The following is a 22,460-nucleotide window of genomic DNA, read 5'->3' as shown; positions in this document are numbered from 1 at the left end:
TAAGAATGGAAAACTTAGAAAATAAAATTGCAAGAAGAAAATATATATGGCATCAAATAGATAGTTACTTGGTGACTTTTTTCTTTTCTCTGATTGTACAAATGCTTTTCTCACCTTATAAAACAAATGATATAAGTGATTTAAGGTTTTACTGGATGGTATTAAATGCTTTGATCCCGGTAATATTAATTCAAGGAAAATCCATCTACAATTTTGTAAAATTTTTAAGAAAGTAGATTTACATTAAAAGATAAGCACCATCAGTCTATTGATTATAACTGGTGGTGCTTCTTCATGTCCTGATGATACCACGCGAAAGATAAACTCAAGGGATAATCAATTAGTACTATCCATCTTACAAGGGCTGTGGGGTGTGAACGCTAGCTACGAAAGATATGAAATATTTATTTAAGACATGCTAAATACCGGTACAAGTTCCTGATGGCGGCCCATTTATATCCGTAAAGGTGTATTCACATAGAGACTTATTTACCGCGTAGCAGAGCAAGTCTGCTAGATTTTTCCGCCCTTCTTCAAACCCGCCAAGATTATACTTGAATAATTAGTGTCTCCTACTATAGGCAGGTCTATTGTACAAGTACTGAAGTCCTTACTCCACTTAACTATAGGTTGCCCGGTTTTGTTTAGCGTATTAATCGTAATAGCAACTTTATTCGCAATCGGTCTCCATCCTAACGCAACCCCGACACCTCTTTCCGGATTCAAGAATTCTCCAATGGTAGTTAAAGTTGTCATGCTGAGTTCGTAGCTATTATCTGTTAATTTAACACCATTTGCATTTAATGTGATATGTAATTTGCCCTTAATTTTGGCAATTTCTTTAGCACATGCAGCTTTTTGTTCAGCTGTGGTATTTACAGATGTTTTTTCTGCTGAATTTAATATATCAGTGCCATAAACTTTATCAAAATATTTGCCTAAATATGAACTTAAATAAGAAAAAGTTGAAATGTCAAAAGAGCGCTTATCAGACATAATCCTGGTAAACATTTCCGATGGACCATTAATAGTGACGCTTTCTTGTATCACCTTAGCCCTTGACCAATTATATTTTTGTTCAAGTGTTTCTACAATATCGGCAGTTGTTTGTGCCTTTGTATAAAAAGGGGTGGCTAAGCAAAAAATAGCGCAAAATAAAAATAGTCTCATTTCTTTAATTTTTTAATAGATGATGATTTAATAAATAGTGTGTAACCTGAAGAAATTTAGATTTTAATTAATAATACAAATTAATTTAATCCCAATTCCTGTTGTAAGTTCAATTATCGTTAATAAGCAATTATTGGTGTATTAAATTTCATTTAAACGCACTCATTTTTTGTTGAAGCTCAAATCAAAACTCGTAGTTAGGTAAATAACAGTTTTTTTAACCAATAGTTTTACAATAGCTTAGTGATAAATAGATAGTAGATTGAATCAGTTGAAGAATGATCGATAGCATTCGGCCACTTACGTTGCTTTATCCATAAGTTTGATCATTTTATGGTTTGGATTAGGTTTGTACAAAAGCTATTATCCTTATTGATAATATTATAATTCCTTCGTTTTTTAAGACTATGTTTATCCTTTGGAAGGAGGTATAGTACTTGTTATAACTCTATTTTGTAATTTCACCTTTTAAAGCAGTTCGACATCTAGGAAGAGTTACAATATTTATAATTTCAAATATATTAAACTAATGATTTCTCACCAATCACGTCATATTTTCGATTTTTTATACTTTTTTCCCTTTGTAAGTAGCTAGCGCATATAAACTGACAGCTGAAAGAAGATATCAAATAGGAGATGGGTACCTTCTTTTACAAAAACTACTTCACATTAGTAAATTAAAAAGGGCAATTATTGCTATAATGATTAATATCAGCACAGATTTCCCTTTAAATAACATAAAACAATTTTACCTACTCAGGTCAATTTTCTATATTTGAAAATAGGTTCCACAACCCTAATGCCTGTAAGATTATGCCTGAAAGAAAGATATGAACTGTACAAACTGTTCCACAGAAGTAAATCAAAATTACTGCCCTAAATGTGGGCAAGCGGCCTTGATAAAAAGAATAAATAGTCATTACATTATTCATGAAATTGAGCATATACTGCATTTTGAAAAAGGAATTCTGTATACCATCCGTGAATTAGCAATAAGACCGGGCATTAATATTAATCACTTTATAAAAGAGAACAGAAGTCGGCTTGTTAAGCCGATTGTTTTTATCATCATTACTTCGTTAATCTATAGTATTATAAATCACTTTTTCCATCTTGAAGATGGGTATGTAAATTTTGATATTACAAAAGAATCGACGTCAGCTATATTTCTAAAATGGATAAATGATCATTATGGCTATTCTAATATCATTATAGGCGTTTTTATTGCCTTCTGGTTGAAGTTATTTTTTAGAAAGTGCGACTATAATTTTTTTGAGATTATCATACTCTTATGCTTCGTAATGGGTATGGGTATGTTAATCTTTGCATTCTTCGCACTTATTGAGGGGATCAGCCACTTTAAGCTTATGTCTGTTGCCGGAGCCTTCGGAATAGTCTATATGACTTGGGCAATCGGTCAATTTTTCGATAAAAAAAAGCCAATGAGTTATTTCAAAGCATTTGTAGCTTATTGCCTGGGAATGATCGGTTTCACAATAACTGCAATCCTGATTGGAGTTACAATTGATGCCCTTATAAAACATTAGCCATGGAAAAGGAAAAAAGAAGGTCGGTATTTTCTTTGGTATAATAGCATATTTTAGGGTTAGCTCTCTTAAAGAAATTCAACTTTGAGACTTATACGTTCGAAAGCCCCGGACCTGCAATCCTTTATTCAATTGTATTTTTTGCCGCTATTGTCTTGATAGTACGAAATCTAGGAAAAAACTAGTAACACCAGATGTATTTAGTGAAGTATACTGATAGAAGATAATTCACCTTTTTTAGGATTTTCATTTGAATGTTCGTTTTGTGAGACGAAAAATTTATAATAAAAACCTCCTTGGTCTTATCAAAAATCGACAGTTAAATGATAAACGATTTCTGTATCATATCTGTCGATAACATTAAAGGTCAACTAATAATTTTTTACCTTAGATTTACTATTCATCTATGTCCCCTCACAATACTACATATGAAAAAAAAGCAGCTACCAATCTTAGTACTTTTATTAATTCTGATATCTACTAGTTCCTTTAATGATTTGCCAAAGGAAGTAGTCAGGAACGATTTTAAGAAGTTCTATGATAAATTTAATGTACAGGGTTCATTTGTAATTTATGATCAGAATAAAGATGCGTACACTTACTATAACAAGGAACAAACTTCTCAACCGTTTACTCCTGCATCGACCTTCAAGATTTGTAATACATTAATTTCACTTGATAGCAAAGTTATTGATGATGAAAATGTAGTTATCAAATGGGATGGTAAAGAACGCCAAAATTCCGCATGGAACCATGACACCAATATGCGAGATGCTTTTAAAAATTCAACTGTTTGGTTCTATCAGGAATTGGCGAGAAGAGTCGGAGAAAAACGAATGAAAGAATTGATTGAAAAGGCTCATTATGGAAACTATGACATAAGTGGCGGTCTTGATGCCTTCTGGTTAACAGGTGGTCTTAGAGTATCACCAAATCAACAAATCGAGTTTTTAAGAAAGTTGCAAAGCGGCAAACTCCCATTTTCTAAATCATCAATGGATATTTTAAAAGATATAATGATCGTTGATAATAAATCAAAGTACGTTATACGTGCAAAAACTGGCTCTGGCAAGCAAGATGGTAAGTATATTGGGTGGTATGTCGGTTATGTGACGACTAAAGACAATGTATTTTATTTTTCAAATTGCATCCAAACAACAGAAAAAAATTCAGACTTCAATAATGCTCGTACTGAAATTTCCAATTTCATTTTTGATGAAATAGGTATTTTGAAATAAGTGCATTCGTAACAATATTTATGAATCATTATTCCCTTGTTATTTAATTAGTTTCAGTGGTGTAACTTAAATTTTTTCTCCAATAACTCAAACCGCCCCTTAACGATTCTGCACAAACTTGACTTTTTCCCCTTATTCTCATAAACCTATTACATTAATTAAACGAAATATTCAGTTTTTGATAATGAGCAAATGATAAAATTTGAGGGTAATAAATATTTGACCTCAGCCAGATTTTTCTCTTTGCTGTAACTAAAGAAAAAAAATTCAGAAAGACTGGAGTAGGATGGATTCCTTCGTTTTTTGATACTACTTTTAAGTTATTCGTTTTTGAGATTTAAAGCTGATAATTCACGCCAAACGACCAATTATTAATAAACTTTATTTCTAAGTATAGTAGCATATGCTGTGCTATGTTCTTCATAATTTGATTAAATGGTTGTGTTACCTATTCCGCCATCTCTTTAATTCTCTCAAGACTTGAATTTGATATGAAATCAATAAACTTGCTGCCAAATTCTGATATTCTAATATAGGTTGTATTATCCACAGTAATAAATGCCATAAAGCCATTGGAAGCATTTTGTAATTGTCCTAAATAAAGTGAAAAATCTTTACTACCCAACTCTGGCCTATTGTCAGGTTTATTTGCAGGAAATACCAGTTTAGTGTTTATTGGACCATTAAATTTCAGTTTGCTAGAAAGTCGATTCCAAATGGATCTAACTTCGTAAATTCTTTAATAAAATATTGTTTTTCGTTAAATTCGAAATTTTTATTCCTTAATAAGGACTCAGTAATAATAGGCCAGAGCAATAATTTTTTATCAAATATTTCATCTGCTACAGTTGAGGTAACTTGACTGAAAAGAATTCTAACATTTTCGTCCTGATCAATTACTCTACGATCTTCATCAGATAGTTTCCAGGCATTCACCCACTTCAACAACCTTTGTTTCTGATGGTAATAGAGATTCATAGACCAAGCATCTGCACGATTTCCTAATATACCGCTGGCTACAGTTATACTTAGAAATTTTAGAGCATCCTGAACTTCAGGAAGTAATTGAGTAAATTCATTTGGAGCAATTGAATATTGTTTTTTGAGATTAATTAAAATGTTGTTTATACCATTCCGATCGTTAATTGAGATTCGATTAATCATTATTTGCAACAGTAAAATCAATTATGTCCCCCCATACTACCTTTCTATATCCCACGAGAGCAATAATAAATAATATCACTTCCTTTAGTTGAATAATATCGCCAATACTTGCTGACCTAGTGGTTTGATCTTCCTGCGAAGCAGTATAAAGTTCGCTATCGTTGACACTTCGTACTCTATTGGTGGAAGATAGTTTTCTCTTTTCAAAAGGTAATTATTTTCTAAAATGATAAGAGGGTTGTAATCGCTAATTAGTAAAAGCTTCATTTATTTTAGATTATTTTATCTATTTGCTATCAAATTTTGGTTGGCCAAACGTTGACCAGGTTTTGACTTGCTATCATGTTTTAACTGTAGCTGTTATTGAGACTTACTTCTTTTAAGTATAACGTAAAGATTATTTTTTTATCAGATTTTGACTTCATTTTGAATCCCCTCTATACAATAAGCTAATAATAGGCACAGTCCATTCCTCTTTATCCCGAATTTACTTTCAGCATCAACTACATTATTAAGATTCGCAAACAGATCATTAATCTCTCTTAAATCAGAATCGCTATATAAGCTTATATCTACATCTTGGCCATATTTATCTTTTAACCAAGGGAAGATTCTTTCTTCATTTATGGCTTTTCTTGTTTCATGGATATCAAGTACCTCTCTTCTATCAATTATGGAATTAAGGCTAAATCCGAGTAAAGTGTATTGTAATGTTATGTTCATATTTTTTAAATTATTCGTTTTATGAGGCGATTCAATTCAAAATTGTCACTCATTTAATTATACTTCTACCTGATAAATTCTCGATTCTTCCTCCCATGGATGATAACCCTTTCCAATGTACTTGAATCCGTATTTCTCATAATAACCGATGTGGTCCGTACATAAATTTAGATGCTTAAATCCGGCTTCTTTGGTGTCCGCTATTGCTTTTTCGATCAACATTGATCCGCAAGCATTTCCTCTATGGTTTTCCGCCACATATATTGCACAAATCCAAGGATATAAATCCATTCTGCTTATAAAGTCATTTGTTATTAACCCCGCGCAGCCAATTATTTCTTGATTCTTTTCCAATAAATACCATTGAGGCAAAAACTGGCTTGCGTTTATACAATTTGATATGCAATTTTCATAAATAATGGGCGAAATTTCAGACCAGCTTTGTTGTAGATATTTAATTGCGATGTCTTTATACTCTGGTTTATCTCTTACTGATATTATTCTCATCTTTTAACGGCTATTTTTATTGATTAAGTAGGAAAGAATATAATCACATTCGCAATTTCCAGCAAAATTAAAAATTTTCATACGCTCATACTTTCTCGAAACTTTCTTTTCTTGAGACCGCTGTACACTTTGCCGTGATTAGCGTAAATGGGAATTTACAGCTGAGAGAAAATTTGTATTCGAAAGATTTCTTCAGTTTTCAATGACTAAATCTTTTCTTATGAAATGCAAAATTTTTCTATCCACGAACTTCACGAATGAACCCAATAATGCCTTTAATTAAATAGAATAATATTACAAGGACAGCAAATCCTGTAATGAAAATTAAAATCTCAGGGGTTCCAATTCTTAAGAGAAACATAATTTAATGTTAATTTCAATAAATCTATAAAAAATATCACAAATCCTTTAAAATATTTTTAATGAACTTAACTCTTCGTTTTGTGAGACGAAATTTACGCTATAGATTTTTTGACCTATTACAAATCCACCGGTTCATGATACTGAGGTTATACAATAAATTTTCACACTAATAATCTTCAACTTCATATACTAATTAAGTATGTATATTTACATGAAAATATGTAATATAAATATACAATTTGTATCATCATACTAATTATTTATGTAAATATCTGACGCATCGATACTATCTTCTTTTAACTTAACCTTAAATCTATATATAAGAAAAAAACACTATTATTATCGGAATGGAGGCGTTACTTATTCCTAATGTCAATGTTAACACTTATCGTTATATCCTGTAAGAAAGATAAAGGGTTAGCACCAGTGAATGAAAATAATACCGTCCTATCTAAAAATTCGCCAGACTATTTGAAAAGGCTTAGTGCAATTAAAGAAAAGTATTATAGCTTTAAATTTGATCAAAAGCTAATAGCTAATGTTAATCAGAAATACTCATGGATACCAGATTGGGAACACCCTAGGTCACAAATTGTAAATGATACAGTTTCCTATGTGTTTTTCCCACTCGTAACATATGTAACAGAAAATAATAAACCAAAAAAGATAAGTGAGCTCAGATCTGCAAATTACTTAATGGTAAAAAATGAAAAGGAATTTTATAAAGCATTTTACTATCAGTCTATCTCTCCTGCCAGTAAAGAAACATCTGAGTTGGCTATCGATAACTTTACCGGTAATCTCCTTTTAACAAATTTCGAAAATGGAAAAAGTTATTTGTTAGATTACGTCGACGGAAAGGTCAGTCAAGGTTACCAAAAGAAAAAAATGCTTGCATTGAATAAACAATCTATCTCTAAACCAGGTAGTATTTCATATTGGGAAAGTATATGTCGAACAGAACTAAAATTCTGTAAATTCGCTTCCGATGGACCAACTAATTGTAATTCGGGTACAGTTCATATTATTTATAGCCCTGATTGTCATTGGCCACAAGGAAATTGTGGAGGTAATTATAGTTTAATTGATTCCAGCGAGGTTACTGTATGTGAAGATCAATGGTTTCCAGATCCACCTACAGACCCTGGAGACAACGGCGGAGGTACTGGTGGTGGTGGAGATTCAGGAACAACAACCGAGGAATTCAATCAGAGAATTAACTTGGATGAACTAAGTCCCTGTGCTTCCTCAGTATTAAGTTCACTTATGTACCAAAGCCAAGGATCGGTAGTGGCAATGATTCAAAAATTTTCTGGCGAGGTGCCAGGATATACTTGGAATTTAAAAAATGGAACCTTACCTGATTATGTAAATGGTTCTACAAACAAAACCACCGGGGGGGCCAGTACTATAATAGATATAGCTAAATATAAAAATGGTACTGATCTAGCATTAGCTAGGACTTTGCTTCATGAAGCAGTACATGCTTATCTTGTATCCTATTTTGCAAATAATCCAGCTCTTGCTCAACTAAGTTATCCAGATATGTTAGTAGAATGGGAAAAACAAAAACACCCAACTCTAAATGATGTGCAGCATATTGAAATGACGATTGAATTCAAAAACGATATAGCTGCTGGTTTGAGAGAATATGGTGATCTGCATAATTATAGTTTCTCCAGTCCTGAAGAGAAGAATCAATTCTATAGTGATATGGCCTGGGGAGGATTAGAACAAACGCCGGCATATAAGAGCCTTAGTGTTTCGGATCAAAATAGAATTCTGGATACTATAGTTGCTGAGCAGTATGGTACAGATAGAACTGGAACACCTCAGGCAGGTAAGGGGACTCCATCAGGTTGTTAAGCATTTAAATAAAATAATTATGAAAAAAGAATTTTTGTTTATAACAATAATATACATTGGTTTAGTTGGCTGTTCGATAAACCGTCAAGGCACCTATAGTCATTCTTTATTTAAAACCAAAAGCGATAAAGTATTTATTACTGGAACTGTGTATGACACAGAAAGGAATAATCGAACTTTACCAGGTGTGGCCATAAAATCTACTGATACTACATTTTTGACACGAACCGATCGGAGTGGTCAGTACAAATTAGAACTCAAACCAGGAAAATTTGTTTTACGTGCTTCTTACATTGGCTATTTGCTTTCATCAACCAAATCGCTTAACTTAGTAAAGGGTGATTCTTTAGTTGTAGATTTTGTATTAAAAGAATCTAATGAGAGAACTATAAACTAAATCATGCATAGTTCTGGTACATAAATAAAAATCTTAAGAAGCTGTCTCAAAAAAATGAGGCAGCTTTTTTTTGAGTATAAATCAATCCTGTGTGCTATTTCTTTGTTGCCGTCTAGAGATCTTTATATATCCACGGATTTAATCAATGTTTATATGTGAATGTTATGATGCTCTTGGTCTGGTAAAACATGTTTAGTAATTGCTAAAAAAACTTATGGCGATTAAAGCAGCAAATGGATTAAAGTTCCAGGATTAAAAATCAATATGGATTAGATTTCAAGAATATAACCCAAATGGAAATGGAAGACCTTATGAAGAGGATCTTACAGATGAGGGTTATCATGCAGATAGCATTAGTGATTTACCAATTCCTGAAGATTATATAGGGTTTAAAGTCGATAGGACCTTAAAGGGCAACGGTCCAAATACTACGTTCGAGAAAAAGGCCGTTATATTTAAAGTTCTAACAAGGCTTTTTGATTTTGAGGTATTTGATAATAAAGATGTTATCTTATGCAATATCGTAGTTCAGGAAGAAATCAATAGACATGTCATTGGGCAGCTGATAAAAGATTAGCGATTTACCCTGAATCTATCTTCTAAGTATAAAATGATCTACACTTATCGGAATTAATAGCATTTAATCGATAACGCAACCATTGTTATATATGTAATCTGGATTTAAATGTAATCCGTGTTTTGGATGGTTACGTTTAATAAGCAGATAGCGGCTTCAGGTATGCAACTAATACTTCGCTTATTATTCCGCCATGGCAATTCGATACGCTCACAAATTAACCCATGTTGATAATAGATTTTTCCATTTGTGCCACCTTTCAAATAAGTTCGGCATAAGAAAAGTTCCACTACACACCTTGTATTTGTGAAATGGTTAAACCATTATAAGCACCATTGCTTAATGAATAATAGGTTCCATTCACCTCCTGATAGAAACCAATACCAAATAAAAGAAATAATGGGCCCGTACTCGCTGGCTTAAGCTGGCAGTTTAGCAATACATATACCAAAACATCCGTAATGCCAATCATCGGACTTTCCTGAAGATTCAATTCAAACGTTTCAGCTTCAAAGAGGATAGACGCTGCTGCGGCACTAAACTTAAAATGAGTGGCACCCTGTGGTGAAGTAATAAGATCCCTTGCGCTAAAGTCCGGCAGCTCAATGGATAATTTTCCTGTAGCCCTGTCTATCTCCGTCTTATAAGTAGTACTTACAGTAGTGCTGATAGGCGCATTAATATTAAATTCAAAACCCGTTAAAAGTTCTGTTTCCGCATCAAGCACCATCCGCTGCCCACGCCCATTAACCGAGTCTGCTTTGATTACTTTAAACATCTCCTTCATTAACCTGTTACTTACCCGATTGTCAGCAAGCTGGCTGGTAAGAGTTTTAAAAGCAGTACGCATAAACTTTCCAGCTTTTGTCGCTCGGCTAAATTCAGCCATGTTTTCCCTTGTACGCTGAAAATTAGCGTCGCTGGCAATGCGGCTTCCACTTACACCACTTTTCTCCCTTGCCTGGTAACCGTTTTTTGTTTTGTAAAAGGACAAATCCCCGATTTGGCCATTTAATTTGATAATTCCTTCCTGACGTGCCATAATAATATGATTTAACATCTGGTTACAAAGGTGAAAAGAAATTAAACAGTAAAGTTGCAAAAGAAAGGTTATGCAGTTTATAATAGCATTTGTTAGGTTACGCGTGTATGATTAGTTTTTTGTATTTGAAATTATTTTTATTTTTCAGGATCTTACACCAAAATAAACCTAATTCTTTGCACCAGCCTGGGGAAGTCAGTTTTTCAGCGCTAAATGAATTACATACCAGCCTGGCGCTGTTGCGGTAACCTTAAACTAATCATAAGAAGAGTATGTATCTATCCAAAAGATGTTAGTCTATTAACAGGCAAAAGTGTTGCACAATCACAAAGAGTGCTAAGAAACTTCAAACTGCTATTGAACAAGCATAAAGATCAATTTATCACACTTCGAGAATATGCAGATAATTAAGGTATAGACCTGGAATTGATCAGAAAAATCTGTCTGACAATATCAATCACTTGGTTTGATTGTAACCGGTAATTAAAAAACAAATAACACCCAAAGTCCCCGGGTTTTGTTGTGTAGAATAAAACCTAAAAAAGAATCAATATTGATAAAACATCATCCGCTTCTATCCCCCGTCCCTATTGCCTTCCTATTGCACCCCTATTGCATGATAGTTGCATGTGAGTGGCATGTTGCACAATCTTAAATTTGATAACTGAGTTTCGATAAAACAAACCTATAAGGTTTTAAAAACCTTATAGGTTTGATGTGAATTATCTACAAAACAATACTATCAATTGCTTTATCCAATGCAGTTTCCTGTACACCAGGGATGGCGAAACCTTCTGCCCTAACAACGGTTACATCAGTAATGCCGATAAAACCCAAATAAGCTTTGATATAAGGAACAACAAAGTCATAACCAGCAGCCTCACCAGAGCTATAAATTCCGCCAGTGGAAACAGCGATATATGCTTTTTTTCCAGTAACTAAACCTTCCGGACCATTTGCACCATATTTAAAAGTAATCCCGGCACGAGCGATATGATCAAACCATGCTTTTAAAACAGAAGGAATACTAAAGTTGTACATCGGTGCACCGATCACCAACACATCTGCATCCATAATTTCCTGAATGGCCTGATTAGAGTGGCTGATAGCCGCTTTGTTTTCTTCAGTGTGGTGTTCTATCGGTGTAAAGAATGCATTTAAATGCGCTTCTTCCAGGTGTGGAAATGGAGCTTTAGTTAAATCCTTAACCGCAACAACTGCAGCAGGATCCTGTGCTCTTAACTGATCTATAATTGCATTTGCCAATTTAATACTATTGGATGCTTCGCCTCTTGGGCTTGAAATTACATGAAGAATCTTTGACATTTTATTCTAAGTTTAAGTAGCTAAAATCGCTATGTTTCGCCAGACTCATCTTGATGTGTGATAAGAAATTACTTTTTTTAAAAAAACTGATCAAAAATAAACGCCAGCGCATGACTGTAAAAAACACATGTTAAACCACCTCATAAAATTACAAAGCATTTAAAAAATCCAGATAAGGTTGTACGCTTTTTTCTATCCACTCTTCAGAAGTATTATAGTCTATTCCATAATAGGCAAAAGGAGGCAGGTAATTGGCCTTAACATATTCAAAAGAAAGTTCAAACGGACGCAGTAACTCAGCCAATGGATAGTGGTAAATCCCTGTAGGCTGATAGTCAACCTCATCTACCCCCAGGCTAATAGCGAGGGCTATTTTTTTACCGGAAACTTTATACCCACTTTCACTTCCATAAGCCCAGCCATGAATAAGCACCTCATCTAACCACTTTTTGAATAACCATGGGCAATTAAACCAGTAGTAAGGAAATTGAAATACAATTTGATCATACTGTTCTACCAGCTGCTGCTCATAAGCTACATCAATTACCCCATCAGGATAACGCTCATGCAATTGGTGGATCACATATTGATCAGGAAATTTCTTCAGTTCTTCTACCCATCTTTTATTAACTACAGCACCTTGAAGATCAGGATGAATCACAATAACCAGTGTTTTCATATTCATAAATTTTAAATTTTCTGTTGCAAACATATAGCAAGTAACCTAATTTAGGGTAGTTAGCGTCCCATTGTTATGTACTATAAAAAATGTAAGTAATGTCGAAGATCAAAGAAACATCAACCAATTTCGCCAACAAAAAAGCATTGGCAGCAGAATGTCCGGAAGCCTACACCACCAATATTATAGGCGGACAATGGGCTTTGGTGATTTGCTCCTGGTTAATGAGTGGAAAACTGAGATTTGGTGAATTAAAAAAACTGCTGCCAAATATCACAGAACGTATGCTTACCCTGCAACTTCGGAAACTGGAAGAAAATAAAATTTTAACCCGAAAAGTATATGCAGAAGTGCCACCTAAAGTAGAATATGAGCTTACACCCATTGGTTATGAATTAAACCCAATCATTCAGCAACTTGAAAAATGGGGCAAAAAACATCAGGAACTTGAATAAAACATCAACCAACTTACGAAGTTTCATAGGCCTAAAGCGGCGCAAACTTCGTCAGTTTTAATAAAAAAAACCTCAATTTTTCACCCAATTTTCCAATGATGATGACTTTTATAATTAATTTACCGTAGAAATACGGATAAATCACACATAACGGTAGTTTTGATTAGATTAGCTAAACCAGACACATAAATTAAAGGTTATCTAAACAGTCATACCTATCTCTAATATTAGCACCATGCTAATATGATAAACGATCTCTTTCAAACCAAGACGATTTTAAGGCGATGCTTAAATTTAATACTATGAGCTTAAATACCACAGCTTGGTCAATAGATAGACCATATGATTAAAGAATACGATTATTTAATTGTTGGGAGCGGATTATTTGGATCCGTTTTCGCCCACGAAGCAACCAAACTTGGCAAAAAGTGTTTGCTAATTGATAAAAGGAGCCATCCAGGTGGCAATGTATTCTGCGAGAATATAGAAGGCATAAACGTTCATCAATATGGCGCACATATTTTCCACACCAATGATAAGCAAATCTGGGATTATGTTAATTCTTTCGTAGAGTTTAACCGGTATACCAATAGTCCTATGGCTAATTATAAAGGTCAGCTTTATAATCTACCATTCAACATGAATACCTTTTACCAGTTATGGGGTGTAAAAACTCCCGATGAAGCTAAAGAAAAGATCCAGTCGCAGATTGATCAGGCACAAATTGGCGTACCTGCTAACCTGCAAGAACAAGCCCTTTCCCTGGTTGGAAAAGATATTTTTGAGAAACTGATTAAAGGCTATACCGAAAAACAGTGGGGCCGGCCAGCTACTGAGCTTCCTGCTTTTATTATCAAAAGATTGCCCATTCGTTTCACTTATGACAATAATTATTTCAACGATAAATATCAGGGCATCCCGATAGGTGGTTATAATAAATTAACAGATGCGCTATTGGAAGGTTCTGAAGTAAGGCTGGATACAGACTATTTTCAGGACAGGAAGCACTGGGATAATATTGCTGATCAGGTGGTGTTTACCGGTCATATCGATCAGTTTTATGATTATAGGTTTGGCAGATTAGAATACCGGAGCTTAAGGTTTGAGCACCAGTTAATGGATCAGGAAAATTATCAGGGAAATGCTGTAATTAATTATACGGAGCATGAAGTGCCTTATACCAGAATCATTGAACATAAACATTTTGAATTTGGCACCCAGCAAAAAACGGTGGTCACCAAAGAGTTTCCGGAAGATTGGACACCCGAAAAAGAAGCTTACTACCCCATTAACGATCAGCGAAATAATGAACTCTTCGCAAAATATAAATCCCTCGGACAGACTCAAGACAAGGTCATCTTCGGTGGTCGGCTAGCCACCTACCAATATTATGATATGCACCAGGTTATTGGTGCCGCATTAAAGGCCGTAAATGTTCATTTTAATCCCCCTATTCAACCTAAATCTACTATTTAAATGATCATTACAGAACAGCTATTGCCACAAAACCTTTTATGCTTTTCCCATTTAAGGTGGGATTTTGTTTTCCAGCGACCCCAACACCTCATGAGCCGTTTTTCAGATCAAATTAATGTATTTGTACTGGAAGAACCTGTATTTGATGCAGAAGAAATAAACCACCTGTCTTTTGATCAGCGGACCGACCAATTGGTTATTTTAGTACCTCACCTTAGGCCAGGAACAGATGTAGATGAACAAAAAACAGCCATGCGCAATCTGCTGAGTGATTTTTTTAGCGAACAAGATCTTGCCAACTGGATTTTTTGGTACTACACACCCATGGCACTACAGTTTTCTGATCAGTACACTCCCGCACTCACTGTGTTTGATTGTATGGATGAATTATCGGCATTCGACTTTGCACCACCAGCGCTTCTGGCCATGGAAAAAATGCTGCTAAAAACAGCAGATATAGTTTTTACCGGAGGTCATTCCCTTCACGAAGCTAAAAAAGAACACCACAATAACATTCATGTTTTCCCCAGCAGTATTGATAAGGCACACTTTGCATTAGCCCGTACAACGGCACTTGAACCTACGGATCAGGCAGCTATAAGAGGTATTAAACTCGGTTTTTTTGGTGTTATTGATGAACGTTTTGATGCGGAACTGATTCGCCAGCTGGCCTTAAAAAGACCCGAATGGCAAATTGTCTTATTGGGCCCCGTGGTTAAAGTTTCTATGGAACAGCTTCCTAAGGCCAATAACATCCATTACCTTGGCCAAAAAACATATCAGCAACTCCCTGCATATCTCTCCGGCTGGAATGTTGCCCTTATTCCATTTGCCATTAATCAATCTACCCGCTTTATCAGTCCGACTAAAACACCCGAATATCTTTCTGCTGGTAAGAGAGTGGTATCTACTCCCATCCGTGATGTGGTTAAGCCCTATGGAATTTCAGGAATGGTAAATATCGCCTCTGATCCTGATGAATTTATTTTAGCCATTGAACAAGCACTACTCGCAGCTGATCAGGATGAGTGGTTAGCACAGGTTGATACTTTTCTGGAAGATAAATCATGGGATAATACCTTTGAGGATATGAAGAAAAAAATGTTGTGGACCCTTTTTGAAACCGATAAACTATTGGCCAGCTAATGAAAGATATTTATCCTTTCCGGTCATTTTGGATGGCCGGTTATGAATGTTCTGATCAGCTCAACCATTATGGCAACCGCGTAGACCTATTAACCGAAACTGGGCACATTGTTCAGGTAAAGGAAGATTACCAGCGTTTGTTAGGCATGGATATCAATACCGTAAGGGAAGGTATCCGCTGGAGCCATATTGAAACCAAACCATACGAATATGATTTTTCTGCTGTAGCGCTAATGATTGATGCAGCAAGGGATACCGGTATCCAACAAATCTGGGATATCTGCCATTTTGGATATCCGGTAGATTTGAGCCCGCTACACCCCCATTTCCTGATGCGTTTTGTAGATGTTTGCTCGGCATTTGCCACTTTCTATAAAAATTATTGCCCAGGCCAACAGCTGATTGTTACCCCGATTAATGAAGTGGGTTTCATATCATGGCTGGGTGGCGATCATGCCAGCACTACCCCTTATGCCAGAGGAATGGGATGGGATGTAAAATATGCACTTGTTCGGGCCTATATTCAAGCCATTAAAGCCATTAAAGAAATTGATCCGGATGCCTGGATAATGACGACTGAACCCATTGTTAATATTGTACCATCACTGGATGCCACAATGGAAATGGTGATGCAGGCCAAACAGGATCATGATCTCCAATACCAGGTAACTGATATGCTCACCGGAAAAATCTGCCCTGAACTCGGTGGTGCACCAGAACTGATCGATTACCTGGGGTTTAACTTTTACTATAACAATCAGTGGGTGGCGAGTGATTTTTCTGGCTTACCCTGGGCAAATCTTGATCCTGATCCACGATGGAGAGGACTTTCTTCTTTATTTGAGGAAGCTTACCTGCGCTATGGTAAACCAATTGTATTAACTGAAACCAGCCATCCCGGTGAGCATCGCCCAAACTGGATAGAACTTATTGCTAAAGAGTGTGTAAAAACTTTAAAACTGGGGATCCCGTTAAAAGGCATTTGCCTCTACCCCATCATTGACAGGCCAGACTGGGATCATTTGCATTACTGGCACCACTCAGGCTTATGGGATGCCGATGCACTTAACCCACATGCAAGAAATTTATATCTGCCATATGCTGAGGCCATTGAAGATGCCATGACCTTAGTTAAACCATATTTATAAATAATGGGCCCGCCAGGCTCATAAAAAATGTTCAACTTTACGCGCTTAATTAAAAAAAAATCATGATGACCACTATGGTTAACCCAACATATCCCACTCAAATTAATCCGGATTTAACCAGTATAGACTGGACACATGTACTGCGTTTATTTCAAAAAATTAACTGGAAGCACCGCGTGGCAACAGAAATAGAAAGTGCCTTTAAATTAAGTACCCATACCCTATTTATATACCACGAAGAGGTAATTATCGCTTTTGGAAGAGTGGTTGGAGATGGCCGTTATTACGCCATGCTGGCTGATGTGGTAGTAGACCCTGATTACCAGGGACAAGGCTTGGGTAAGTACATAGTAACCACCCTAAATAATCAATTGGATAATTACCATTTTGTGAATTTAAGTGCGGCGCCTGGGGCAGATGATTTTTATAAAAGTATGGGGTGGAAAAAACAAACCACTGCATTTATATGGCCACAGGGACCAAAGCAATTGAGGCAACATTGTGAAAAAGATTAAGGTTGATTTATCCTTCAGGTAAAAAGCATTTAACAGAGCATCCTTAAATTTTTACGCCTTATTGGATGAACCCTCTGCACCATCGCTAATATTTGGGTTCTGGTTTTTCAGGTAAATCCTGAAAACCGTACCCTTATCCAGTTTACTTTCAACCTCGATTTTTCCACCAGATAAATTGACAATCTCTTTAACCAGGTGAAGCCCAACACCCGTTCCCTCCACATCGTTAGCAATGCGCTCGTATTTTTTAAATATCTTTTCCAGATTATCCTCTGCTATTCCCCTGCCGTTATCAGCAACACTTAGCACAAAGTAATCGCCCTCAATATAGGTTTTAATCAGTATTTCGGGTGCACGGCCGGCACGCTTGTATTTAATTGAATTGTTAATCAGGTTATAAAGCACACTTCTGAGCTTGCGGCGAACAAAAACAATTTCTGAATGCGCAACTTCCCATTTTATAATCGCATTAGACTCCAGTATCTGAGAAGCCAGTGTAAGTCGAACATCTTCCACAATCTGTTCAATATCCAATAGTTCTTCTATCGCCTTATAATGGTGCTCAGTTTTTCTGGCATCCGTCAGATCTACAATAATTCCCTTAATTTTTAAAAGCCCCGTCTCAATTTTCTCCAGTAAAACCGGGAATTTTTCCATTCCCTTTTCAGGCACCTTCTTCAGCATCTCAATCGTTAAACCTAAGCTGGTTAAGGGTGTTTTAATATCATGAGAAATGGTATCCAGTAACAACTCATGCTCCATAATTAATTTTTCCTGCTCCTTAAGGTCCCGGATTCTGGAAGTAATATCAATAAAAGTAATAATTACGCCATTGGTTTTATTTTCCTGCATCACAATGTATGGCAGAATATTCATCTGAAACCAGCGCATATCAACTGTTTGAATTTCTTTCTCTAAAAGTTCACCTGTATGAATTACCTGTTCAATATTATCTACAATGCTGGGAAAGCGAAAATTATCTTTCACTTCAGTAATGGATTTCCCGATGTCATTTTGATGAAGCTTAAATTGCTTCATGGCAGGCGGTGTAAATTTACGCAGCACTAAATTGGCATCAACAAAAAGCTGGGGAATGATGGTATTGCGAAAATAATTCTCTAACTCATCATTAAGCTCTATCAGTTCACTAATCTTTGAATTTTTATTTTGCATTAACCTGCTGCTTAAGTAAATATACCTTTCAGGAGTAATGTACCTAAAAATAAGCTGATAAAGTACAATGAGAAGGAATCAGACTTTGTAATGACCACTTAATTCTAAAAATGTCATCTGGTAAATTGCTTTAATTTAAAAAGGGGATCATATTCTTTTTATTCTAATAGAAACGAAAAGGTATTTATGGTTATGTTGCGTGTTAAAACTGAGTTTGATTAATTATCTTCATTTGAATACGCTATAAATGGGGTATTTTTGTTTTAACCACCCCACCCTTTGGGCACACTGGGTGTTAAAATCAATTAATAATTATCAAATCTCACCTTGAAAAAAAGCAATTCATTAATGCACACCTCACTATTTCTCAGCAAACCTATACAGCAATACACCATGTGCAGGTATACTCAACGGAAGTTTATCTTTTTCGATATTTATTGACACCAGATCCTTTTGACGCCATAAATCGCGAACCTTTAAATTTCCTTTCAGACCTAACTTTTTAAAATCGCTATAGTTCAATACCATTTTCTCCTGACCAAAATTGGTAAATCCAACCGCGTGGCTTCCATCTTCTAACTGTTTCACATAAATGCGGACATCGCCAATGGTTTGCACACAGGTAGCTTGTTTGCCAAGTGGATCCTGATTGATGGCAATCACTTCATCATTGGTAAGCAGATTCATGGTAAAATCATCTAATTTTTCCATATCGCAGCCAATCAATAAAGGAGCAGAGAAAAGGCACCACAAACTAAAGTGGAGGTATTGTTCATCTGGCCTGAGTTTACTTGGATGCGGATTGCCCCATCCCACAGTACCTACTACTAACATATCGGGATCATTCCAGTTGCCGGGTTTAGCCCATGCTGCTGCCTGATCTTGTTGCAGCGCAATATTTTTCACACTTGTCCAGGTATCTGTAATGTCATTGGTGGTGCGCCAGGATGTACCTCCAACAGCATTACCCCATTTCCAAACATCAGACATTCCGTACTGACAGAGACTAAAAACAATATCTCTGGGTTGTGTTTTAAGCGCATCGCCCATTAATTGAAAAGGTTTCATTGCGGTAGCCAGGTCATCTCCTCCTTTGTAGGATAATGCTCCAATTTTGTAAGGATCGTTACCAGGCATGCCATTGATGACATGACCATAACTACACCAGTCATACTTGAGGTAATCAAAACCCCATTTCCCATAAGTATCTGCATCTAGTTTTTCATGCCCATAACTTCCTGTGCAACTGCCACAAGTCCAGGGCCCCGGACTAGAATACAAACCAATTTTTAGGCCCATTGCATGAACGTTATCTGCTAGCCCCTTCATATCCTTGAAACGTGAATTGGGTACAATATTTCCTGCCTGATCACGAAGTTCACCCCTGATGGAAGGATCTTTAGCATCTTTATTATTTTGCCAAAAATCGTCGATATTGATATAAGTCCAGCCATGATTTACCAATCCGCTACTGATCATTGCATTGGCTGCACGCTTTACCTTATCAGCAGAAACCTGATCAGCAAAACAATTCCAGCTATTCCAGCCCATGGGCGGCGTAAGGGCAATTTGATCTCCACAAATAATGCGCATGTTTTTTTTAGCTTTTCCTTTGGCATTTACTGCATTTAAGATCACCGAAAATGTGCCCTTTTCCTTTAAGTACCCTATAATAATGCCTGTGTTTGAATCTAATTTTAATCCGGCTGGTAATCCGCTGGCAGAAAATTTCATTGGCCTTTCTCCCGTTGCCGCCACCATAAACTGAAATGGCGAACCTGGCCTTACGCCGAAAACACTGGCACTATTGATTTTGGGTAACAGAGAAGTTTTGGGTGTAAGAATATAAGGTGTGCCCGGAATCGGATTAATCGTAGCAAAGGTGCTTACACCCGTTGCTTTGAACTGTGCATCCGCCCAGTTTGCATGATCGTAATAATTTCCGTTACCACCATCCGCCACAACCAACTCAAGTTTTTGCACGCCTATAAGTGAGACCTCACATTGCCTGGCTTTATCGCCCAGGCGCATCACCCCGCTTGACCATATTTTTTTACCATCTGCTACCAGTATAAATTCGGCAGCGGGTTCATGCCCGGTTATTTCATCATCTATCCCTACCTGTGCTGAAAATGAGCTGGCCTTTCCATTCAGTAAAATCAGTAAGGAACTTTCTGCATGTGTTCCAAATCCACGATCGAAAGTTGTACCTGCAATAGTCATTACTTTACCATCAACCGTTTTATTTTTTTGCGGTGCGCCATACCCCTGAGTGGCCGATGTTAAATCCAGCAGATCAAGCCATATGGTCTGTTCACCAGTTGAAGTCTGTGCCCAGCAACTTCCAGCCGATATCAATATTAAAAAGGTAAAGAAAAATAATTTTATGCTGTTCATGATGTGCGTAAATTTTAGTGTAATAAAGTGCTTTATGATAAATTTTAGCGGCTTTCAAGCTTTCTTTAGGTATTTTCAACTTATTTCGTAAACATCCAGTAATCAAAAAAGGCAAGATCTGTTTCTACTTTGCCTTTGAAAACAAAATAGAGATCATGAATGCCAGTGATTTCGCTTGCAGTGTTTGAAACAACAGCCCAGCGGTTATTGCCTCCAGTTAAAGGGACTTTAATGGTGCTGAGCAAAGGTCCGTTCAAACCATCAGCATGTACTTCCATGCTTACATCAGAATTGTGTGTGGTACCAACCCTGGCTGTAAATTTTAAAGCACCCGCAGCCCCAAAGTCTACAGATTTAACTTTGGTATAGGCCAGATTCTTCTTCGCCGTCACAAAAACACCTACATTTTTATTTTCAGAAGCTTTTACGTTTTCAGACCAGGCAATGGTTTCAGCTTCAACTTTTTGATAAGGATTTAAACTTTGCAGGGGTTGAGCAATTCCATCAGTCATTTTCATTGGCGCTATACTGCCATCTTTCTTAAAGTTAATTTCTTGCACGGCAACAGAACGGTTAAAACCATTCCCGCCAGGCAAGGCACCCGAGTGGTAAAAGAGATAAGTTTTTCCCTTATAATCAACCACACCGGGATGATTGGTAAAACTTTTACCTTCTGGAGGCATTAAAGTACCATTATATTTCCAGGGGCCTGTAGGATTTTTACTAGTAGAATAGCCCAGGTGTTCAGGTATCGGCCCACCTGCCCAAAACAAATAATACAAACTGCTTCGCTGATATAACCATGGTCCTTCTTCATATAAGGTAGGACGGCGCTCGTTGGCTTCACGTTTACCGAAGGATGCCACCGTCATGGGAAGTTGAACGGCTTCACCCTTTAGCGAGATCATATCCTCATTCAGTTCTGCATAATAGCAATCGGGATTTCCCCAATAGAGATAAGCTTTTCCATCTTTATCGATGAATACGGTTGGATCGATATCACCATCACTAACACTAATTAAAGGTTTTCCTAAGGGATCATAAAATGGCCCGTATGGGTTGTCGGCAACTGCTACACCAATGGCTGAACGTTTTTTATCACGAGATTTTACCGGTGCATACAAATAAAATTTACCTTTTCTTTCTACCACCTGAATGGCCCAGGCATCACCAATTGCCCAACCAAAAGTTTCATATGAAGCTACTGCTCCGTGGTCGGTCCAGTTCACCATATCGTCTGTAGTGTATAATTTCCAGTTGTTCATCACAAACCAGGTAGAATTATCTTCATCATGGCTCGTGTATAAATAAAGTTTTCCGTTATAAACCAGAGGTGCAGGATCTGCCGTGTAATGGCTTTGCACGATAGGATTTTGAGCGATAACTTTGAGCGGTAAATAAAAAATCACGCACAGCATCAGCTTTATTAGAAATGGTTTCATTGAATTTCTTAAAATGATTTAATCTCAGGTTTCCTGTATCTGAAGATTGATATTTTTATGGTGGTGAATGGATTAAACCTGTTTTCCAAAAAATCTACATAAAAAAAGG

The 22,460-nt window shown here is 36.4% G+C and carries 21 protein-coding genes; 10 read left to right on the top strand and 11 right to left on the bottom strand.

Translation table 11 applies throughout. The features are described from left to right. Positions 1-5: 5 nt before the first annotated feature. The gene (locus tag AN34_RS14820; protein ID WP_029286714.1) at positions 6-236 is read left to right on the top strand and encodes a hypothetical protein; all 231 of its coding nucleotides are present in this window, start codon (positions 6-8) and stop codon (positions 234-236) included. A 277-nt stretch (positions 237-513) separates the two neighbouring features. Here the strand turns inward: AN34_RS14820 and AN34_RS14815 are convergent, their stop codons facing one another. Beyond that, the gene (locus AN34_RS14815) at positions 514-1,170 is read right to left on the bottom strand and encodes a hypothetical protein (protein WP_029286713.1); all 657 of its coding nucleotides are present in this window, start codon (positions 1,168-1,170) and stop codon (positions 514-516) included. A gap of 830 nt (positions 1,171-2,000) precedes the next feature. Between AN34_RS14815 and AN34_RS14810 the strand changes: the two genes are divergently transcribed. Together AN34_RS14810 and blaOXA are read left to right on the top strand one after the other, a co-directional pair. Then, the gene (locus AN34_RS14810) at positions 2,001-2,717 is read left to right on the top strand and encodes a DUF3667 domain-containing protein (RefSeq protein WP_029286711.1); all 717 of its coding nucleotides are present in this window, start codon (positions 2,001-2,003) and stop codon (positions 2,715-2,717) included. Between the two features lie 428 nt (positions 2,718-3,145). Next, complete coding sequence (blaOXA, locus tag AN34_RS14805) at positions 3,146-3,955, top strand: class D beta-lactamase (RefSeq protein ID WP_029286710.1); 810 nt, start codon at positions 3,146-3,148, stop codon at positions 3,953-3,955. A 690-nt stretch (positions 3,956-4,645) separates the two neighbouring features. On the opposite strand, the gene AN34_RS14800 is transcribed toward blaOXA, so the two are convergent. From AN34_RS14800 to AN34_RS14790, 3 genes are all read right to left on the bottom strand, one after another. Next, on the bottom strand, positions 4,646-5,119 hold the full coding sequence (locus AN34_RS14800; protein WP_029286708.1) for a hypothetical protein: 474 nt from the start codon (positions 5,117-5,119) through the stop codon (positions 4,646-4,648). A 408-nt stretch (positions 5,120-5,527) separates the two neighbouring features. Continuing rightward, positions 5,528-5,842 (bottom strand): hypothetical protein, encoded by a 315-nt coding sequence (locus tag AN34_RS14795; protein WP_029286707.1) that lies wholly within the window; start codon positions 5,840-5,842, stop codon positions 5,528-5,530. Between the two features lie 57 nt (positions 5,843-5,899). After that, positions 5,900-6,349 carry a GNAT family N-acetyltransferase gene (locus tag AN34_RS14790; protein ID WP_029286706.1) on the bottom strand — a complete coding sequence of 150 codons (450 nt, stop codon included), beginning with the start codon at positions 6,347-6,349 and terminating at the stop codon, positions 5,900-5,902. Positions 6,350-7,087: 738 nt separating this feature from the next. On the opposite strand from AN34_RS14790, the gene AN34_RS14785 reads away from it, so the two are divergent. Both AN34_RS14785 and AN34_RS14780 read left to right on the top strand, forming a co-directional pair. Then, positions 7,088-8,578 carry a hypothetical protein gene (locus tag AN34_RS14785; RefSeq protein ID WP_029286705.1) on the top strand — a complete coding sequence of 497 codons (1,491 nt, stop codon included), beginning with the start codon at positions 7,088-7,090 and terminating at the stop codon, positions 8,576-8,578. 19 nt (positions 8,579-8,597) lie between these two features. Next, entirely contained in the window at positions 8,598-8,975 is a 378-nt protein-coding gene (locus tag AN34_RS14780) for a carboxypeptidase regulatory-like domain-containing protein (RefSeq protein WP_029286704.1), read from the top strand. 681 nt (positions 8,976-9,656) lie between these two features. Here AN34_RS14780 and AN34_RS22140 read toward each other — a convergent pair. The 4 genes from AN34_RS22140 to AN34_RS14765 all read right to left on the bottom strand — a co-directional run bounded on the left by AN34_RS22140 (position 9,657) and on the right by AN34_RS14765 (position 12,599). Beyond that, the gene (locus AN34_RS22140; protein WP_369818094.1) at positions 9,657-9,842 is read right to left on the bottom strand and encodes a DUF5675 family protein; all 186 of its coding nucleotides are present in this window, start codon (positions 9,840-9,842) and stop codon (positions 9,657-9,659) included. Further along, positions 9,842-10,594, bottom strand: a complete 753-nt coding sequence (locus AN34_RS14775; RefSeq protein WP_029286703.1) for a hypothetical protein — start codon at positions 10,592-10,594, stop codon at positions 9,842-9,844. The genes AN34_RS22140 and AN34_RS14775 overlap by 1 nt, the downstream gene beginning before the upstream one ends. Before the next feature lie 726 nt (positions 10,595-11,320). Next, entirely contained in the window at positions 11,321-11,920 is a 600-nt protein-coding gene (locus AN34_RS14770; protein WP_029286702.1) for an FMN-dependent NADH-azoreductase, read from the bottom strand. A 148-nt stretch (positions 11,921-12,068) separates the two neighbouring features. Continuing rightward, entirely contained in the window at positions 12,069-12,599 is a 531-nt protein-coding gene (locus tag AN34_RS14765; protein ID WP_029286700.1) for an NAD(P)H-dependent oxidoreductase, read from the bottom strand. A 98-nt stretch (positions 12,600-12,697) separates the two neighbouring features. On the opposite strand from AN34_RS14765, the gene AN34_RS14760 reads away from it, so the two are divergent. The 5 genes from AN34_RS14760 to AN34_RS14740 all read left to right on the top strand — a co-directional run bounded on the left by AN34_RS14760 (position 12,698) and on the right by AN34_RS14740 (position 17,339). Then, positions 12,698-13,054 carry a helix-turn-helix domain-containing protein gene (locus AN34_RS14760; protein ID WP_029286699.1) on the top strand — a complete coding sequence of 119 codons (357 nt, stop codon included), beginning with the start codon at positions 12,698-12,700 and terminating at the stop codon, positions 13,052-13,054. Between the two features lie 342 nt (positions 13,055-13,396). Continuing rightward, entirely contained in the window at positions 13,397-14,530 is a 1,134-nt protein-coding gene (gene glf, locus AN34_RS14755; protein ID WP_197285534.1) for a UDP-galactopyranose mutase, read from the top strand. Between the two features lie 90 nt (positions 14,531-14,620). Further along, positions 14,621-15,676: a glycosyltransferase gene (locus tag AN34_RS14750; protein WP_197285533.1), complete on the top strand. Its 1,056-nt coding sequence runs from the start codon at positions 14,621-14,623 to the stop codon at positions 15,674-15,676. Continuing rightward, a complete protein-coding gene (locus AN34_RS14745; RefSeq protein ID WP_029286696.1) occupies positions 15,676-16,824 on the top strand; it encodes an amine oxidase in 1,149 nt (382 codons plus the stop codon). The genes AN34_RS14750 and AN34_RS14745 overlap by 1 nt, the downstream gene beginning before the upstream one ends. 62 nt (positions 16,825-16,886) lie before the next feature. Then, positions 16,887-17,339, top strand: a complete 453-nt coding sequence (locus tag AN34_RS14740; RefSeq protein ID WP_082468421.1) for a GNAT family N-acetyltransferase — start codon at positions 16,887-16,889, stop codon at positions 17,337-17,339. Positions 17,340-17,390: 51 nt separating this feature from the next. Here AN34_RS14740 and AN34_RS14735 read toward each other — a convergent pair whose 3' ends face one another. The 3 genes from AN34_RS14735 to AN34_RS14725 form a co-directional block, all read right to left on the bottom strand. Continuing rightward, complete coding sequence (locus tag AN34_RS14735; RefSeq protein ID WP_051666605.1) at positions 17,391-18,512, bottom strand: ATP-binding protein; 1,122 nt, start codon at positions 18,510-18,512, stop codon at positions 17,391-17,393. Between the two features lie 360 nt (positions 18,513-18,872). After that, on the bottom strand, positions 18,873-20,909 hold the full coding sequence (locus tag AN34_RS14730) for an NPCBM/NEW2 domain-containing protein (protein WP_029286692.1): 2,037 nt from the start codon (positions 20,907-20,909) through the stop codon (positions 18,873-18,875). Positions 20,910-20,989: 80 nt separating this feature from the next. Continuing rightward, positions 20,990-22,351, bottom strand: a complete 1,362-nt coding sequence (locus AN34_RS14725) for a glycoside hydrolase family 43 protein (protein ID WP_029286690.1) — start codon at positions 22,349-22,351, stop codon at positions 20,990-20,992. Positions 22,352-22,460: the final 109 nt, after the last annotated feature.

It is taken from the genome of Pedobacter sp. R20-19, from assembly GCF_000708265.2.
Classification (GTDB): Bacteria; Bacteroidota; Bacteroidia; order Sphingobacteriales; family Sphingobacteriaceae; genus Pedobacter.
The sequence above is the reverse complement of the archived record's forward strand: the minus strand, read 5'-3'. Positions and strand labels throughout refer to the sequence as shown.